Below are 16,177 nucleotides of genomic sequence, written 5' to 3' on the forward strand. Positions count from 1 at the left end.
CTGCGAGCGAAGCGAGTACCCATGCCTTACGACCAGAAGAAAATCGTCGAAGCCCTGCGTGCTTTCGAACGCGGCGAGATCGTCGTCGTCATGGATGATGACGGGCGCGAAAACGAGGGCGATCTGATCGTCGCCGCTGTCCACTGCACGCCCGAAAAGATGGCGTTCATCGTTCGCCACACCTCCGGCATCGTCTGTACGCCGATGCCGCGCGAAGAAGCCAAGCGGCTGAACCTTGCGCCCATGGTCGCCGACAACGATTCCGCCCACACCACCGCTTTCACCGTCAGCGTCGATTTCAAGCATGGCACCACGACCGGCATCTCGGCCGAAGATCGCACTTTGACCGTTCGCAATCTTGCCAACGGCAATGTCGGTGGCTCGGATTTCGTCCGCCCCGGCCACATCTTCCCGCTGATCGCGCGCGAAGGCGGCGTGCTGATGCGCTCCGGCCATACCGAAGCAGCGGTCGATCTGTGCAAGCTCGCCGGCCTGCCGCCGGTCGGCGTCATTTCCGAGCTGGTCAATGATGACGGCACCGTCAAGCGCGGCCCGCAGGTGCAGGCTTTCGCCGAGGAGCATGGGCTGAAGCAGGTTTCGGTCGCCGACCTCATCGCCTACCGGCAACGTAAGGAAACTCTGGTCGAACGCGTCGCTTGCTCGGAAATCGACACGCTCGGCGGCAAGGCACAGGTCTTCACCTACACGCTGCCGTGGGACTCCATGCACCACGTCGCCATCGTCTTCGGCGACATTCGTGACGGCGAGGAGGTCCCGGTGCGCCTGCATTCGGAGGATGTGGTGACCGATGTGTTCGGCACCAGCCACCGGCTCGACGCCATCATGAAGGAAATGGGCGAGCGCAGGCGCGGTGTCATCGTCTATCTCAGAGAAGGTTCCGTCGGCGTTGCGCATCAGGAGCGCAAACGACCGGCAAGCGGCGACCGCGAGGATCACGAAGAGGCCCGCCGCCGCGAAAACGAGTGGCGCGAGATCGGGCTTGGCGCGCAGATCCTCAAGGATCTCGGCATCTCCTCGATCAACCTGATCGCCTCGCGCGAACGCCACTATGTCGGCCTCGAAGGTTTTGGCATCCACATCGCCAAGACCGAGATCCTTTAGGATATATCGATATTCAGGTGAGGCCGGCCTGCAAATGGCGGCTTTCTGCGCTTTCCGGTGCTCACGGACCGGAAAGTCCGCTGCGCTCCGGTTCTCGAAATCCATCATTTTCGACTCGGCCTGACCTGAATCTCAACATATCCTGGCGGTCACTCGGCCGGAACGGCGGCAGCCTCGCACCCATCCAGGTCGCATTCGCGGGTGGCAAGGCTGCGTTGGCCAAGCAGCACCGTGGCCAGTGCGATCGTGCCTGAAGCCACCGACACCCAGAACCCGCTCTGGGCGCCGAACGCATCCACCATCGCGCCGGCGGCGAACGAGCCCAGCGCCATGCCGATGCCGATGCCGGTCATGACCCAGGTGATGCCTTCGGTCAGCATCGCTTCCGGCACATGCCGCTCGATCAGGCCGAACGCGGTGATGAAGGTCGGCGAGATCGCCACACCGCTGATGAACACGGTCAGCGCCAGCAGCGGCACGGTGTCGGCGGCGAGCGGCAACAGCGTGCCGAGCGCGACGAGGGCGACTGCGATGGCGAGCTGGCGTTGCAGCGGCGCCTTCAGGCTGAGCGCGCCGACGATGATGCCGAGCACGAACGATCCCAGCGCATAAACTCCGATGACAAGGCTGGCGGCGCCGGGTTGGCCAAGCTCCTTGGTGATCGCCACGGTGGTCACTTCCGTCGTCGCGAAGGTTGCGCCGATGAAGATCAGGGCGAGGGTGATGATCTGAACCGGCCGCAGGCGGATCGCCGAGCCGCTTGAGTTATGGTCGACCGGCCGCACCTGGGGCTCGGTCGAGCGTTGCAGGATGAAGGCCGCTGATCCGAATGCGAGAAATAATGTGCTCACCAGAACGCCGGCTTCCGGGAATAGGGCGGCACTCAGGCCGACCGATAGCGATGCCCCGGCGATATAGACCAGTTCATCGGCCACCGACTCGAAGGCGAATGCGGTGTTCATCTGCGGCCGCCCCCGGAAAATCTCCGTCCAGCGCGCGCGCACCATCGCAGGTATGCTTGGCATGGCGGCGGCCAGCAGTGCCGATACGAACAGCGTCCAAACCGGCCAGTCCTGGTTGGCCGCCGCTATGAGGACGGCGAAAGCCAGCACCGCGATGATGGTGGTGGGCACCACGATCCGTGTCTGGCCCAGGCGGTCCACCAGTCTCGATACCTGCGGCGCGACGAAGGCGTTGGCCAGCGCGTATGTCGCCGAGACGGCTCCGGCCAGCCAGTATTCGCCACGCGTCTGCGACAGCATCGCCACGATGCCGATGGGCGCCATGGCGATCGGCAGGCGCGCCATGAAGCCGGCGGCCGCAAAGCCCTTGGCGCCGGGGGCACGAAAGATTTCCGCGTAGGGATTTTGCATCGGTTGGTTCCTCGACAAAGGACGATTGGGCAATTACATACGGAGCGTATGATTATTAAATAGAGCATACGCCGCGTATGTCAATTGGCATACGTTGCGTATGTGAATAGGGCCAGAAGCCATGCACAGACCCCGCAAGGAGATGATCGCCGAGACGCGCGCAAAGCTTATCGCGGCGGCCCGTCATGCCTTCGGCACAACAGGCTATGCAGAAGCCTCGATGGATGATTTCACCGCTTCGGCCGGGCTGACGCGCGGCGCGCTCTATCATCATTTCGGCGACAAGAAGGGGCTGCTGCAGGCGGTCATAGCCCAGATTGACGGCGAGATGGCGGCGCGCATCAATGAGGTCGCGTCGAGAGCACCGACCCGCTGGCAACATTTCGTGGACGAGTGCTCGACCTATATCGAGATGGCGCTGGAGCCGGAAATCCAGCGCATCATGTTCCGCGATGGCCCGGCCGTGCTGGGGGATCCAGCGCAATGGCCGAATGCCAGTGCGTGCATCGCTTCAATGACCGACCATCTGACCGCGCTGCAGGAGGAGGAGGTCGTTGTCTCCAGCCTCGACCCCGAGACCGCCTCGCGACTGATCATCGGAGCGAGCAGCCAGGCGGCGCAACGGATCGCCAATTCGAACGACCCCGAAGCGACGTCGAAGAAGGTGGTGACGGCGTTCAAGCAACTGCTCGAAGGCCTGCTCAGGAAGCCGGATCCGGAGTCGAATTGAAGTTCCCACCGGAGCTTTCGTGCCGGCATCTGTTCCCGATAGGAATTTTTTCTTGACTTCGTGCCCTCAGCTAAGGTACATATTCGTCCATGGTGCCGATTCGCGCCAGTGACCCGCCGCACAGGCGGGTTTTTCGTTTGATGCTCCGTCAGCCAACGCGCCGGCGAAAGGCTACGAAAGAAAACCGTCAGCCCGAATTCGTCGCCCTTCGTCAGGGGCCGGCAATTGACAATCGCCGGGTTGAGTCCATCCTCTTCCACCATCTCTGAGGCGGAGATTCGGGGCACATGTGGGATTTTGAGATCGGCCGGTCGGTGTCCATCATGATGCGGACCTGGCCGTTCATCGTCTTTCGCATGATCGTCTATTTCGGCATCACGCTGGCCTACATCATGGCGACCGGCACCGGTGCCTCGGTCGGCTATGGCGTCGGCCATATCTCCACCGATCCCGACGGGCCCATGTCCTTTGCCCTGTGGGGCGGCGTGGTCGGGTTTGGCATCGTCTCGATCGCGGTCTACTGGATCCGCGAATACATCCTCTATGTCGTCAAGGCCGGCCACATCGCCGTCATGGTTCATCTGATCGACGGCCGCGACATTCCCGGCGGTCAGGACCAGATCGCCTATGCCAGGGATATCGTGACCCAGCGTTTCGCCGAGGCCAACATCCTTTTCGTCGTCGACCAACTCGTCAAGGGCGCCATCCGCGCCATCACCGGACTGCTCGGCGGCATCGCCGCCTTCCTGCCGATACCGGGCCTGAGCGGCCTGGTCTCCTTCATCAACACGGTGATCCGCCTGTCGCTGACCTATGTCGACGAGATCATCCTCGGCTACAACATCCGCATCAATTCAGCCTCGCCCTTCGAGACGGCGCGCCAGGGCGTCGTGCTCTATGCCCAGAACGGCAAGGTCATGGTCAAGAACGCCGTCTGGCTGGCGGTCATCATGTGGGGCGTGTCGTTCATCATCTTTCTGATGATGCTGGCGCCTGCCGGCGCGATTCTGTTCCTGATGCCTGGCCAGCTCGCCGGCTGGGCTTTTGTGCTCGCCATCGTCTTCGCCTGGGCATTCAAGGCGGCGTTCATTGAACCCTTCGCCATCGCCTGCCTGATGCAGGTCTATTTCAAGACCATCGCGGGCCAGGTGCCGGATCCGGCCTGGGACGCCCGGCTGGCCGAGGCGTCGTCGAAGTTCAGGGAGCTCAAGGACAAGGCGCTCGCCTCCTTCGGCGGTTCGCGCTGGGCTACGGCCGGCGCCACACCCTGATCGGCCGGGCGGGTGATGTCTGGTGAGGCAGAAACGGTGTTGAGGCGCGCCACGGCGGATTTGAGCTGTGTCTCGCCTTGCCCGGAAAAGGTCTCGCTCATGATCAACTCCGGCAGCGGCAGCCGCCGTCCCCAGCCATGCGTTTCAAGGTCCGGTTTGGGAGCGAACTCGGAAACACGGCCGACGCAGAGATAGGCGATCGGCGTTACGTGGTCCGGAATGGCCAACAGCCGCTTTAGCGCCTGCGCTTCGATGATGCTGACCCAGCCTACACCGACGCCCTCGGCACGCGCGGCCAGCCAGAAATTCTGCACCGCGCAGACGGTGCTGTAGAGATCCATCTCCGGATTGTGCCAGCGTCCCAGCGGCGAACCCTTCGAGCGCTGCCTATCGCAGGTGATGCAGATGTTGAGCGCGCTTTCGCAGATGCCTTCCAGCTTGAGCTTGCGGTACAGCGCCTGTTTTTCCGCCTCGATCGCCGGCAGCTCCTGTTCGCGCGCGGCCAGGAACAGGTCGCGCACCTCCGCCCGTCGCTCGATGTCACGAATGACGATGAAATTCCATGGCTGCATGAAGCCGACCGATGGCGCGTGATGGGCAGCAAGCAGCAGCCGCGCCAGCACGTCGTCATCGATCGCGGTGGGCAGGAAATGGCTGCGCACGTCGCGCCGCGTGAACATGGCGCGATAGACCGCATCGCGCGCATCCTGGTCAAATCCATCGTCAATGGCAGCGGTCATGTGTTCCGGCATCGCTTGTCCCCTTGCGATTGCAGATTCAAAACTGTCAGAGCGTAGTTTGTGCGTCCAAGTAGACGCACGTCGCTCTGATGTCGTCCGCCTGACCATGCGGATGACAATGCCTGCCAGGCCGGTCTTCTGGCTTGGGATCAACCCGCGTCCGGTGCCTTCCCGTCATCGACAGTGGCATTTACCGGCGCGGTCCCCCTCACAGCGTTGGGCACGCCACGGAATTCAACCGTGTTCCCGATTCTCCCGCTTCCGGCGGGCACCAGGCAGTACCAGGGACCTTACGCCGAAGCGCCGGCGAGGCCAATGCCTGCGGCGACGCGAATGGACGCAGTCGATTTTCCCCAGCGATCAAGCAGCAATGCATGGCCATAGCGGCGCCGGGGCACTAGATAGGGAGCATGACCACCCGTCTCTACACCCATCCGATCTTCCTCGAGCATCTCACGCCGCCCGGACATCCCGAGCGGCCCGACCGCTTGCGTGCCATCGAGCGCGTGCTCGATGAGGAAGCCTTTGCCGGGCTCGATCGTATCCAGGCGCCGGAAGGCGACGAGGCCACCATCCTCTACGCGCATCCCGCCGATTTCGTCGCCCGCGTGCGCGCCGCCATTCCCGACGAGGGGATTGCCCGCATCGATGCCGACACCACTGCCAGTCCGAAGAGCTGGCAAGCGGCGATCACCGCGATCGGCGCCGCCAACGCCGCCGTCGATGACGTCTTTTCGGGCCGCGCCGACAACGTCTTCGTCGCCGCCCGGCCGCCCGGCCATCATGCCGAAAAGAGCACCGCCATGGGCTTCTGCCTGTTCAACACGGCGGCGATCGCGGCGCGCTATGCGCAGAAGAAACACGGTGTCGAGCGCGTTGCCATCGTCGACTGGGACGTGCATCACGGCAATGGCACGCAGGACATTTTCTGGGACGATCCGTCGGTGCTCTATTGCTCGACACACCAGATGCCGCTTTATCCCGGCACCGGAGCGAAGAACGAAACGGGCGCCGGCAACATCGTCAACGCGCCGCTGGCGCCGCAGACTGGCAGCGAGGTGTTTCGCGATGCCTTCCTGTCGCGCGTCCTGCCCGCGCTCGACAATTTCGCGCCCGACCTGATTATCATTTCGGCGGGGTTCGACGCGCACCACCGCGATCCGCTGGCCGAGATCAATCTGACCGAGGATGATTTCGACTGGGCGACCGGCCAGCTGATGCAGCGCGCGGCACGCCACAGCGGCAACCGGCTCGTCAGCCTGCTCGAGGGCGGCTACGATCTGCAGGGATTGGCATTTTCGGTCGCCGCCCATGTCGGGCGACTGATGAAAGGATGAATGATGGCCGATGAGACCAACGAAGACGTCAAGGCGATGAGCTTCGAGCAGGCACTCGATGCGCTGGAGAAGATCGTCGATGATCTGGAGCGTGGCGACGTGCCGCTCGACCAGTCGATCAGGATCTATGAACGTGGCGAGGCGCTGAAGGCGCATTGCGACCGGCTGCTGAAGGCCGCCGAGGACAAGGTCGAGAAGATCAGGCTGTCGCGCGACGGCAAGCCGGTCGGAACGGAGCCGCTCGACGCGGATTGAGGCCCGGTCCGAACATAGGCTCGCCTCACCGGTTTTTGGACATGATCATGATCGAGGATATAACTCGTCCCGATTGAAACAGCTCAAGGACAAGAGGAGATACGGAAGCGATGTGCAGAAACATCAAGACCCTGTTCAATTTTGATCCGCCGGCAACCAATGACGAGGTGCGCGACGCGGCCCTTCAGTTCGTCCGCAAGCTGAGCGGAACGACGCGACCCTCGAAGCAGAACCAGCACGCCTTCGACCATGCCGTCGAAGCCATCGCGGCCTCGGCGCGCGAACTGCTCGATTCCCTGGAAACCCATCAGCATCCGCGTAATCGCGAAGAGGTGGCGGCCAAGCTGCGGGCAAAGGCGGCGATCCGCTTTGCCTGATGCGGCCAGGCGGCCTTCGACCACCGACAAGGAGAGTCCATGAGCTTCTTCCCCGGGAAAGACCCTGAGGTGGGCGATGCCTTAGCCAGCGACCAGATCGAATTGATGGTCATCCCGAACGCCAAGGACATCGGCGGTTTTCAGGTGCGCCGTGCTCTGCCGACGGCAAAAAGGCGGCTGGTCGGGCCGTTCATCTTCTTCGACCGCATGGGTCCCGCGATCCTGCGCGCCGGCCAGGCGCTGGACGTCCGTCCGCATCCGCATATCGGCCTGTCGACGGTCACCTATCTGTTCGACGGCAAGATCCGGCACCGCGATTCACTCGGCACCGAAATGGTCATTCAGCCCGGCGACGTGAATTTGATGACCGCCGGCCGCGGCATCGTCCATTCGGAGCGTACGCCGGAGGAACTGCGTGGCGCGCCGATGTCGGTATCCGGCCTGCAGACATGGCTGGCGCTGCCGGACGACAAGGAAGAGGTGGCACCGGTTTTCGAGAACACAGGAGCGCTCAGGCTTCCCGAGATCGATGCCGAAGGCGTCAACGGGCGCCTCATCATCGGCGATTTCCAGGGGTTGCGGTCGCCGGTCAGGGCTGACTCGGAGACGCTCTACGCCGACCTGCGCCTGGCGCCCGGCGCCAGCGTGAACATCCCGGCCGATGCGGAAGAACGAGCTATCTACACGCTGGAAGGCGAGGTCTCGATATCAGGTGACGTCTTTCCGGCGGAACGGCTGCTGGTGTTCCGTCCCGGTGACGAGATCGTCGTATCGTCGCAGACCGGTGCACATTTCATGCTGTTTGGCGGCGCCTCGCTCGGTTCGAAGCGTTACATCTGGTGGAATTTCGTCTCATCGTCGAAGGAACGCATCGAACAGGCCAAGCAAGAATGGAAGACGGGCCGCTTCGACATCGTTCCAGGAGACGAGGAAGAATTCATCCCGCTGCCGGAAAGCTGATGCCTGTCACCCAAAGTGGCAGAACGAAATGCATAGACAAAAGACTAGGGCCTGATCCGCGTCACTGACACGCATTTACTTTCGCCGGCCGGCGGCCTATTCGCCCATCAACCGAAAGCCCGAGCACCGTGAACGCAACGCCGCATACGCCGCTTCTCGACAAGGTCCGCATCCCGGCCGACCTGCGCACGCTTGCCGAAAGCGAACTGCCACAATTGGCGTCCGAGCTTCGCGCCGAGCTGGTCGACGCCGTGTCCCGCACGGGTGGTCATCTGGGCGCCGGGCTTGGCGTGGTCGAGCTGACAGTGGCGCTGCACTATGTCTTCAACACCCCGGACGACCGGCTGATCTGGGATGTCGGCCACCAGGCCTATCCGCACAAGATCCTGACCGGCCGCCGCGACCGTATCCGCACGCTGCGCCAGGAAGGCGGCCTGTCCGGCTTCACCCGCCGCGCCGAGAGCGAGTACGATCCCTTCGGCGCCGCCCACTCCTCGACATCGATATCGGCCGGCCTCGGAATGGCCGCCGCCCGCGATCTCTCCGGCGGCCGCAACAACGTCATTGCCGTCATCGGCGACGGCGCCATGTCTGCCGGCATGGCCTATGAGGCGATGAACAATGCCGGTGCGCTCGATGCACGGCTGATCGTCATTCTCAACGACAACGACATGTCGATCGCGCCGCCGACCGGCGCGATGAGCGCCTATCTGGCGCGGCTGGCCTCCGGCAAGGCCTATATCGGCCTGCGCGATTTCGGCAAGAAACTGACGTCCTATCTCGGCAAGCGCGCGGATCGTGCGATCACAAGGGCGGTCGAGCATGCACGCGGGTACGTCACCGGCGGCACGCTGTTCGAGGAACTCGGCTTCTATCACATCGGCCCGATAGACGGCCACAATCTGGAGCATCTGATCCCGGTCCTGAAAAATGTCCGCGACAATGGCGAAGGCCCGGTGCTCATCCATGTCGTCACCCAGAAGGGCAAGGGCTATGCGCCGGCCGAAGCCGCCGCCGACAAATATCACGGCGTCAACAAGTTCGACGTCATTACCGGCGCGCAGGCCAAGGCGCCGGCCAACGCGCCTGCCTACACCAAGGTGTTCGCCGAAAGCCTGGTTCAGGAGGGCCGTGAGGACGACCGCATCGTCGCCATCACCGCCGCCATGCCGAGCGGCACCGGCCTCGATTTGTTCGGCGAAGCGTTTCCATCGCGGATCTTCGATGTCGGCATTGCCGAACAGCACGCGGTGACCTTTGCCGCCGGCCTTGCCACCGAAGGTTACAAGCCATTCGCGGCGATCTATTCGACCTTCCTGCAGCGCGCATACGACCAGGTCGTCCACGACGTCGCCATTCAGAAATTGCCGGTGCGGTTTCCCATCGACCGCGCCGGCTTCGTCGGCGCCGATGGCGCGACCCATTGCGGCGCTTTCGACACCACCTTCCTGGCGACACTGCCGGGTTTCGTCGTCATGGCGGCGGCCGACGAGGCGGAGCTGCGCCACATGGTGCGCACCGCGGCGAGCTATGATGAGGGTCCGATCGCCTTCCGCTATCCGCGCGGCAATGGCGTCGGCGTCGACATGCCGGAGCGCGGCTCGGTTCTCGAAATCGGCAAGGGCCGCATCGTCAAGGAGGGCACCAAGGTTGCATTGCTGTCCTTCGGCACGCGGCTGCAGGATTGCCTGATCGCCGCGGAGGAGCTAGGGGCTGCCGGCCTGTCCACCACGGTCGCCGACGCCCGTTTCGCCAAGCCGCTCGACCAGGATCTGGTCCGACGGCTGGCCCGTTCGCATGAGGTTCTGGTGACGGTGGAGGAGGGCGCCGTTGGCGGCTTCGCCAGCCACGTGCTGCAGTTCCTCGCCCATGAAGGGCTGCTGGAAAGCGGCCTGAAGGTGCGCCCGCTGGTGCTGCCCGACGCGTTCACCGACCACGCCAAGCCGGAAAAGATGTATGCCGATGCCGGGCTCGATGCCGCCGGCATCGTGCGCACCGTATTCGTGGCACTCGGGCACACAGTCCACGCCCAGCGCGCCTGATCCAGCGCGCCTGAATCAAAGTCTCAAAGACTTGAATCAGTTTGCCGGCAAGCGATCTTAAGGCATTGTTTACGCTGCCATTTGGCGCTTTGCTTACCGTGTCTCTTGGCCGTTTTTCAATGGCGCCCTGCTAAATCGTGATCAGGCAGGGAGACAACAACAATGAAAACGCTTCTGTGCGGCGCAGCACTTTGCGCCGTTATCATCGCGCCGGCCACACCCGAAACGCGCTATGACCGCAGCCTCGAAAAGGCGGCGATGGGCATCATCGCCGGCAAGATGGGCGGCATCCGCGGCGGCTTTTCCTTCAAGCAGGTGCCGCAAATGGTGGTTCTGCCGGCCCCTGTTCCCGCGCCTGCGGGTGCCATCGAGCCTGCACGCGAGCAAGCTTCGGGCGGCCGTGAGGATGGCTTGTCTCCAGCCGTCGAGCGCCCGGTTTCGCGAACCGTATTCTGAGCTGAAGACCAACAAGCCTATCGGGATTGCCCGATCGTTTCGCGCTTGCCGCTGTGCAGGCGATCTAAAAAGCGTCGGCAATGCTACTCTGCCGCAACCAGCTCCGCTTGCTGCGCCGATTTCTCGGGGCGCCAGGATTGCGCCGCGTGGCGGGCGCGGTCTGCCAGGGCGGCTAGGCGTCCGCGCAGGTTTCGTCCACCCACCACCGACGACAAGGTCACCGAATGCGTCGCAAAGCGGCGCTTGAAATCCTCGCCGCCGCAGAGAAAATCGATCGTGGTCAAGCCTCGGTCAAACGACCACTGGATGTAATCCATCATCAAGGCCATCCCCGGCGAGGCCCGTTCGAAGGCCGGATCATAGGTGGTGACGAAAGCCATCATCGTTCCATGCTGCTCGAAATTGATCGAGATGGCGATGATCTCGTCTTCGCGTTCGAGCACGAAGATGCGCAGCAATCCAAGCTTGGCCAGAACGGATATGAGTGCCGCCAGCGCGGGGGAGCCTTCGTCGAAGAGGTCCGAAACGCGGCCGTGTTTTGCAAGCCACAACCGCTTCAGCGCGGCGACGCGCTCCAGCACCGGCTCGCGGGCTTCGTGCGCATCCATCAGGCGGAAACGCAGCGCGCCGCCTTCCTCCATGAATTTGTAGCCACGGCGATAGTTTTGCCGAGTTTTCTTCGACTGGCTTTCAAACCATTGTGCGCCGCGTTGCCCGGCGCCGGAAACTCGATAGCTGACCTCGCTGCGGTGGCTTGGCTGCAAGATATTGCTCTGGCCTGGGGCGGCGGGACCAAGCAGGGTCCGGAATCGGGCATCAGGCAACAGACGATTGAGGTAGGCAAGATCGAAGCCGCCATCGTCGAGGATATGTTGCCAGAGTTGCGGCAGGATCTGTGGCTCGGCATCGGGAGCAACCAGGACATCGCCATAGTCGCAGTGATCTTTCGCCGCCCATTCCAGCATACGGATGCCTGAGCGCCAGAAGGTCGCGAGCGCAATGACGGCCTCGAGACGCTCGCCGCTCCAGACCAGGCCGATCCTGAGACCGCGACGGTCCTGATGCGGTGTGGTGTGCCACCAGGCCGAGATCCAGTCGGGATGCTGGAAAACGAGGCCGCCGGCGCGTTGCCAGAGCGTTGCCCAGGCGGGCGCGATTTCTGCCAGTCGCGCTGGCGAGGTCGCAATTTCGATCCGGTGCGTTCGCGGCATCCGGAACACGGCGGGTCCGTTCATGGCTTCCCCCTTTGCGGCGATTGCTGTGGCTCGGGCTTGTCGGTGCGGAAATGTCTGGCGATCTGCCGCCACATCCGCTTCAGCGGCAGGACATAGAGGCCTGCGAGCGACTGGTAGTCGCGCACGTTGCGTTCGATCAAACCGAACTTGAAGTCCTCGTCGGGTCTCGGAATGCACAGGGTTCCGAAGAGCCGATCCCAGAACGAGAAGAGCAGCCCGAAGTTCTTGTCGTAGTGGCGCGGGTCGGTGCTGTGGTGCAGCTGATGCCAGTGCGGGCACAGGATCAGATTGTTCAACGGTCCAAACGAGATCTTGAAATGCGTGTGCCTGACGAAATCCATCATCAGGATGTTGCGTATGATGTAGACGTTGACGCCGAAGACCGTCAGCTCGACGAGGTTCAGCGACACCAGCGACCAGATGCCGAAGCAGATGCCGGGAATGACGCCGTCCCAGGCCCGGTTCATCAATTCGTCGAGCGGGTGGACGCGATCCTTGGTGATGCCGACCATCACCTCGGCCGAATGGTGAACCTTGTGCAGTTCCCACAGCACCGGGTAGCGGTGCTGTGCGACGTGATAGAGATAGTACGAAATGTCGTAGGCAAGCAGCATGGTGATGGTGAAGATCGTCACCGTCACCGGCCCTGCCGGTCCTTCGATCAGGGGCGGCTGGATCGCCAGCAGCGTGGAGAGCAACCAGTTCGTCGCATAGCCGACGGCGCTGACGAAGACGACGCCGGCGGGCAGCATGAGGAATGGCATCAGCGCCTTCCGCGTCACCCAGAACAAAAGGTCGGCTTTCGCCGAAGGGTGCGTGATGACCTCATGCGGGACTGCGAACTCGAAAAACTCTTTCCAGCTCTTTTTCTCGACCGTGCGCCAGTAGGCGACCAGGGCGCTGACCAAAGCAGTCAGCAACAGAAGTCCGGTCGCCAGCAGGCCGGCGCCGGAAATCCGGTCAAGAACCTTGTAGACGATATCGCTGGCCATTTCCAAGGTTGCCGCCTCTTCATCCGGCTTTTCCGGTCGTCGCGGTCATAACATTGAAGTCCTCAAGCAAATGCGATGAAAATTGGTTAAGAAATCATGAGGCTTTCTAGATTTTAGGCACTTATCGGCAGGCGACGAGACCTCATGCTTCGGCGGTCATCCGTCTCAACCGGCGCAACGGATAGATATTCATAGGGATGGTCGGCGTGACGGAACGCCTCACTATCGCCGCGGTCCAATGTGCTGGGCGTGATGATGGGAACGTGAGACGAGATGCTTCCGGCCGGTGCTCTTGCCATCGTCATCGGCTTTCGCCATGAAGGCCAATGAATTCCCCTCTGCCAGCCAGCGCACGCCAGCGGCTCGACGACCTGCTCATCCAGCGCGGGCTGTTTGCCAGCCGCTCACGTGCCCGCGACGCGGTCGAGCGTGGCACGGTGACCGTCGACGGCGTCATTGCGCGCAAGCCCGGCCAGAGCGTTTTGCCGCAATGCCTTGTTGCCATCGATGATCCGGCGCAAGGCTATGTGTCGCGCGCGGCACTCAAGCTGATCGGTGGGCTCGATCATTTCGGCCTCGACCCTGCCGGCTCTGAAGCGCTCGACATCGGCGCCTCGACCGGCGGCTTCACCCAGGTGTTGCTCGAGCGCGGCGTGGCCCATGTCACCGCGGTCGATGTCGGTCATGGCCAGATGCATCCTGATATCGGCGGCGACCCGCGTGTGACGGTGATCGAAGGACTGAACGCCCGCGATCTCGCCGTTGCCGATCTCAGCGGGCGTATTCCGGATTTCATCGTGTCCGACGTCAGCTTCATCTCGCTGAAACTGGCGCTGCCGCCGGCGCTTGATCTGGCGAAGGCTGGCGCCAAGGCCATGTTTCTGGTCAAGCCGCAATTCGAGGCGGGCCGTGATGCGATCGGCAAGGGTGGTCTGTTGAAAGATCCCTACGACGCCTCCCGTGTCGCCGGCCTGCTGCAGGATTGGCTGGACTCCGTGCCAGGCTGGCGCTCGCTGGGGCTGCATTTGTCGCCGATCGAGGGCGGCGACGGCAATCGCGAATTCCTGCTCGGTGGGATCAAGGACCGATGAGCGCGCGCTTCAGCATCAGGAAACTTGGCGCTCAGGGCGACGGTGTCGCCGAGACCGAGACAGGCGATCTGTTCATTCCCTTCACACTGCCCGGTGAAACGGTCACCGCCGCGCGCGAAAGGGATCGCGCCATGCTGATGGCGGTGCTGGAAGCATCGCCGCTGCGCATCGACCCCGCCTGCCGCCATTTCACCGAATGCGGTGGTTGCGCGCTCCAGCATTTCGAAGCCGGAGCCTATCGCCAGTGGAAACGCGAAAAAGTGGCGCACATCCTGAAGGGCAAAGGCATCGATTGCGAGATCGGCGAACTGGTCGCCTGCGCGCCGCAGACGCGCCGCCGTGTCGTGCTGGCCGCCCGGCGCACCGATACAGGCATGCTGCTCGGCTTCCATCGCCATCTGTCGCCGGAGATCATCGCCATATCGGAATGCCCGATCTCGCTGCCGGAGATCGTCGCTTCGCTCGATCGGTTGAAGGCGCTCGCCGAATTGGTCTGCGCAACCACCAAATCGTTCCGGCTGGCGGTCACCGTGACCGGTTCGGGGCTCGATGTCGCGGTTCACGAATCCGGCAAGCTCGGGGAGCACCAGCGCCGTATCGCGGCCAATTTCGTCATGGCGCAGGGCTTTGCCAGGCTGTCCATCGATGACGAAATCATCATCGAGCCGAAAAAGCCGGTTGTCATGTTCGGTAGCGTCGCTGTCGCCTTGCCCCCGGGCGCGTTCCTGCAGGCAACCGAGGCCGCCGAACAGGCGATGGCCGATATCGTCGGTGGGCATCTGAAGCGTGCCAAGAAGGTGGCGGATCTTTTCGCCGGCTGCGGCAGCTTTGCTCTGCGTCTGGCCGCGAAGTCGGAAGTCCATGCGGTGGAGGGCGATGCGGCAGCCCTTTCGGCCCTCGACCGTGGATCGCGTTTCGCCACTGGCTTGAAGCGGGTGACGGGTGAACGCCGCGACCTGTTCCGGCGGCCGTTGACGTTCAAGGAATTGAATGCCTTCGATGGTGTGGTGTTCGACCCGCCGCGCGCTGGCGCCGAGGATCAGTCGAAGCAGATCGCCCGTTCGGATGTGCCGTACGTCGCCGCGGTGTCCTGCAATCCGGTGACGCTCGCGCGAGATTTGCGCATCCTCATCGACGGCGGCTACATCCTGAAAAGCGTGACGCCGATCGACCAGTTCCTGTGGTCGCCGCATGTTGAGGCCGTGGCGTTGCTGGAGAAGCCGAAGCGGAGGCGGTAGGTCGCTTGTGCTTGAGTTGCGCGTGAATTGGGCCTATTTTGATACCGTACGCATCAAACTATGCTAGGTAATCGTCATGAACTCCGCAGCCCTCGAAGTTCCGGCGTCACGCTTTGGCGAGGAACGGTCGCCTTACCTTTCGGCAAGGCGTGTCGCGGAACAGCTTGGTGTCAACCTGACCGAATTGGCCGGCCTGATCGGGGTCGCGCGCAACACACTTGCCGCCAAGGCCGGCGCGCGCAAGGTCGACGCCGCCCTCAGCCCGATCGTCCGCATCCTGTCGATGGCCGGTGAAATGGCCGGCGGCGAGCAACGTGCGGCGATCTGGTTTAAGCACCAGCCGATCCCCGGCTGGGCGGGAAAGACCGCCTACGACCTGGTTCGCGAGGGCAAGACGGACAAGGTGCTGGCCTACCTGGAGGCCGTCCGCTCCGGCGTGTATGCCTGAGATCAGCCTGACCTTGTGGCGGGCCTTCGTACCGCGTTGGGCGCATCTGCCGCTTTCGGGCGAGGGCGCTGCCCACTTCGGCGGTCGCTGGAATCCGATTGGCGCTTCAACGATCTATGCGGCGCGCGAATTGTCCACCGCCTGGGCGGAGTACAATCAGGGCTTCGTCCAGCATCCGGCGTTAATTGCCCAACTAGAGCTCTCGGGCGCGCGCTTGGCCGATCTGACCGATGCCGCAATGCTGAGCGAATTGGCCATGACGGCGGGTATTCACCAATGCGAATGGCGAGACATGCTGGATCAGGGCCTTGTGCCCGAGACCCACAAGCTGCGGGATCGCCTGCTTGCCGATGGGGTGAACGGCGTGATCTATCCGTCCTTCATGTCGCCCGGCGGCACCTGCGTTGCGCTCTGGCGCTGGAACGAGGATGGCGCGCCGCGCCTAGAGGTCGTCGACCCCGACCGTCGTCTGCCGAAATCGCCGGCATCCTGGCTTTAGGGCAATTCAGA

The 16,177-nt window shown here is 63.1% G+C and carries 16 protein-coding genes, 1 pseudogene and 1 riboswitch; of the genes and pseudogenes, 13 read left to right on the forward strand and 4 right to left on the reverse strand.

Going from position 1 to position 16,177, the window contains the following annotated elements; genetic code table 11:
• Positions 1-21 precede the first annotated feature (21 nt).
• Complete coding sequence (ribB, locus tag AC0L24_RS02185) at positions 22-1,122, forward strand: 3,4-dihydroxy-2-butanone-4-phosphate synthase (RefSeq protein WP_127811011.1); 1,101 nt, start codon at positions 22-24, stop codon at positions 1,120-1,122.
• Between the two features lie 149 nt (positions 1,123-1,271).
• Here the strand turns inward: ribB and AC0L24_RS02190 are convergent, their stop codons facing one another.
• Positions 1,272-2,495 (reverse strand): MFS transporter, encoded by a 1,224-nt coding sequence (locus AC0L24_RS02190; RefSeq protein ID WP_128288841.1) that lies wholly within the window; start codon positions 2,493-2,495, stop codon positions 1,272-1,274.
• A 121-nt stretch (positions 2,496-2,616) separates the two neighbouring features.
• Here AC0L24_RS02190 and AC0L24_RS02195 point away from each other — a divergent pair, with 121 nt between their 5' ends.
• Together AC0L24_RS02195 and AC0L24_RS02200 are read left to right on the forward strand one after the other, a co-directional pair.
• Positions 2,617-3,225: a TetR/AcrR family transcriptional regulator gene (locus tag AC0L24_RS02195; RefSeq protein ID WP_128288842.1), complete on the forward strand. Its 609-nt coding sequence runs from the start codon at positions 2,617-2,619 to the stop codon at positions 3,223-3,225.
• Positions 3,226-3,512: 287 nt separating this feature from the next.
• Complete coding sequence (locus AC0L24_RS02200; protein ID WP_245486666.1) at positions 3,513-4,496, forward strand: hypothetical protein; 984 nt, start codon at positions 3,513-3,515, stop codon at positions 4,494-4,496.
• A gap of 122 nt (positions 4,497-4,618) precedes the next feature.
• Here AC0L24_RS02200 and bluB read toward each other — a convergent pair.
• Positions 4,619-5,344 (reverse strand): annotated as a pseudogene (gene bluB, locus AC0L24_RS02205) (5,6-dimethylbenzimidazole synthase); the annotation flags it as partial.
• A 3-nt stretch (positions 5,345-5,347) separates the two neighbouring features.
• Positions 5,348-5,527: riboswitch (cobalamin riboswitch) on the reverse strand.
• A gap of 119 nt (positions 5,528-5,646) precedes the next feature.
• Here bluB and AC0L24_RS02210 point away from each other — a divergent pair.
• The 6 genes from AC0L24_RS02210 to AC0L24_RS02235 all read left to right on the forward strand — a co-directional run bounded on the left by AC0L24_RS02210 (position 5,647) and on the right by AC0L24_RS02235 (position 10,663).
• Complete coding sequence (locus tag AC0L24_RS02210) at positions 5,647-6,573, forward strand: histone deacetylase family protein (RefSeq protein WP_127398621.1); 927 nt, start codon at positions 5,647-5,649, stop codon at positions 6,571-6,573.
• A 3-nt stretch (positions 6,574-6,576) separates the two neighbouring features.
• The gene (locus AC0L24_RS02215; RefSeq protein ID WP_023808624.1) at positions 6,577-6,828 is read left to right on the forward strand and encodes an exodeoxyribonuclease VII small subunit; all 252 of its coding nucleotides are present in this window, start codon (positions 6,577-6,579) and stop codon (positions 6,826-6,828) included.
• A gap of 110 nt (positions 6,829-6,938) precedes the next feature.
• The gene (locus AC0L24_RS02220) at positions 6,939-7,205 is read left to right on the forward strand and encodes a DUF2277 domain-containing protein (protein WP_027035955.1); all 267 of its coding nucleotides are present in this window, start codon (positions 6,939-6,941) and stop codon (positions 7,203-7,205) included.
• Positions 7,206-7,244: 39 nt separating this feature from the next.
• Positions 7,245-8,165: a pirin family protein gene (locus AC0L24_RS02225; RefSeq protein WP_128288844.1), complete on the forward strand. Its 921-nt coding sequence runs from the start codon at positions 7,245-7,247 to the stop codon at positions 8,163-8,165.
• Positions 8,166-8,293: 128 nt separating this feature from the next.
• A complete protein-coding gene (dxs, locus tag AC0L24_RS02230) occupies positions 8,294-10,207 on the forward strand; it encodes a 1-deoxy-D-xylulose-5-phosphate synthase (protein WP_128288845.1) in 1,914 nt (637 codons plus the stop codon).
• Between the two features lie 162 nt (positions 10,208-10,369).
• Positions 10,370-10,663 (forward strand): hypothetical protein, encoded by a 294-nt coding sequence (locus AC0L24_RS02235; RefSeq protein WP_473563374.1) that lies wholly within the window; start codon positions 10,370-10,372, stop codon positions 10,661-10,663.
• Positions 10,664-10,746: 83 nt separating this feature from the next.
• Here the strand turns inward: AC0L24_RS02235 and AC0L24_RS02240 are convergent, their stop codons facing one another.
• Together AC0L24_RS02240 and AC0L24_RS02245 are read right to left on the reverse strand one after the other, a co-directional pair.
• Entirely contained in the window at positions 10,747-11,628 is an 882-nt protein-coding gene (locus tag AC0L24_RS02240) for a GNAT family N-acetyltransferase (protein ID WP_245481764.1), read from the reverse strand.
• Positions 11,629-11,894: 266 nt separating this feature from the next.
• Positions 11,895-12,890 carry a sterol desaturase family protein gene (locus tag AC0L24_RS02245; RefSeq protein ID WP_473563473.1) on the reverse strand — a complete coding sequence of 332 codons (996 nt, stop codon included), beginning with the start codon at positions 12,888-12,890 and terminating at the stop codon, positions 11,895-11,897.
• Positions 12,891-13,216: 326 nt separating this feature from the next.
• Between AC0L24_RS02245 and AC0L24_RS02250 the strand changes: the two genes are divergently transcribed.
• The 4 genes from AC0L24_RS02250 to AC0L24_RS02265 all read left to right on the forward strand — a co-directional run bounded on the left by AC0L24_RS02250 (position 13,217) and on the right by AC0L24_RS02265 (position 16,166).
• Positions 13,217-13,981 (forward strand): TlyA family RNA methyltransferase, encoded by a 765-nt coding sequence (locus AC0L24_RS02250; RefSeq protein ID WP_473563375.1) that lies wholly within the window; start codon positions 13,217-13,219, stop codon positions 13,979-13,981.
• Positions 13,978-15,219: a class I SAM-dependent RNA methyltransferase gene (locus tag AC0L24_RS02255; RefSeq protein WP_127811003.1), complete on the forward strand. Its 1,242-nt coding sequence runs from the start codon at positions 13,978-13,980 to the stop codon at positions 15,217-15,219. The genes AC0L24_RS02250 and AC0L24_RS02255 overlap by 4 nt, the downstream gene beginning before the upstream one ends.
• 76 nt (positions 15,220-15,295) lie before the next feature.
• On the forward strand, positions 15,296-15,667 hold the full coding sequence (locus tag AC0L24_RS02260; RefSeq protein WP_127270326.1) for an antitoxin Xre/MbcA/ParS toxin-binding domain-containing protein: 372 nt from the start codon (positions 15,296-15,298) through the stop codon (positions 15,665-15,667).
• Positions 15,660-16,166, forward strand: coding sequence for an RES family NAD+ phosphorylase (locus AC0L24_RS02265; RefSeq protein ID WP_127270325.1), 507 nt, complete (start codon positions 15,660-15,662; stop codon positions 16,164-16,166). The genes AC0L24_RS02260 and AC0L24_RS02265 overlap by 8 nt, the downstream gene beginning before the upstream one ends.
• The last annotated feature ends 11 nt before the right edge of the window (positions 16,167-16,177 follow it).

This window comes from Mesorhizobium sp. WSM4809, from assembly GCF_055811655.1.

Bases quoted from the DNA above. Each gene is read 5' to 3' on its own strand.
- ribB (WP_127811011.1), top strand. From the start codon at position 22: ATGCCTTACGACCAGAAGAAAATCGTCGAAGCCCTGCGTGCTTTCGAA.
- AC0L24_RS02190 (WP_128288841.1), bottom strand. From the start codon at position 2,495: ATGCAAAATCCCTACGCGGAAATCTTTCGTGCCCCCGGCGCCAAGGGC.
- AC0L24_RS02195 (WP_128288842.1), top strand. From the start codon at position 2,617: ATGCACAGACCCCGCAAGGAGATGATCGCCGAGACGCGCGCAAAGCTT.
- AC0L24_RS02200 (WP_245486666.1), top strand. From the start codon at position 3,513: ATGTGGGATTTTGAGATCGGCCGGTCGGTGTCCATCATGATGCGGACC.
- AC0L24_RS02210 (WP_127398621.1), top strand. From the start codon at position 5,647: ATGACCACCCGTCTCTACACCCATCCGATCTTCCTCGAGCATCTCACG.
- AC0L24_RS02215 (WP_023808624.1), top strand. From the start codon at position 6,577: ATGGCCGATGAGACCAACGAAGACGTCAAGGCGATGAGCTTCGAGCAG.
- AC0L24_RS02220 (WP_027035955.1), top strand. From the start codon at position 6,939: ATGTGCAGAAACATCAAGACCCTGTTCAATTTTGATCCGCCGGCAACC.
- AC0L24_RS02225 (WP_128288844.1), top strand. From the start codon at position 7,245: ATGAGCTTCTTCCCCGGGAAAGACCCTGAGGTGGGCGATGCCTTAGCC.
- AC0L24_RS02235 (WP_473563374.1), top strand. From the start codon at position 10,370: ATGAAAACGCTTCTGTGCGGCGCAGCACTTTGCGCCGTTATCATCGCG.
- AC0L24_RS02240 (WP_245481764.1), bottom strand. From the start codon at position 11,628: ATGCTGGAATGGGCGGCGAAAGATCACTGCGACTATGGCGATGTCCTG.
- AC0L24_RS02245 (WP_473563473.1), bottom strand. From the start codon at position 12,890: ATGGCCAGCGATATCGTCTACAAGGTTCTTGACCGGATTTCCGGCGCC.
- AC0L24_RS02250 (WP_473563375.1), top strand. From the start codon at position 13,217: ATGAATTCCCCTCTGCCAGCCAGCGCACGCCAGCGGCTCGACGACCTG.
- AC0L24_RS02255 (WP_127811003.1), top strand. From the start codon at position 13,978: ATGAGCGCGCGCTTCAGCATCAGGAAACTTGGCGCTCAGGGCGACGGT.
- AC0L24_RS02260 (WP_127270326.1), top strand. From the start codon at position 15,296: ATGAACTCCGCAGCCCTCGAAGTTCCGGCGTCACGCTTTGGCGAGGAA.
- AC0L24_RS02265 (WP_127270325.1), top strand. From the start codon at position 15,660: ATGCCTGAGATCAGCCTGACCTTGTGGCGGGCCTTCGTACCGCGTTGG.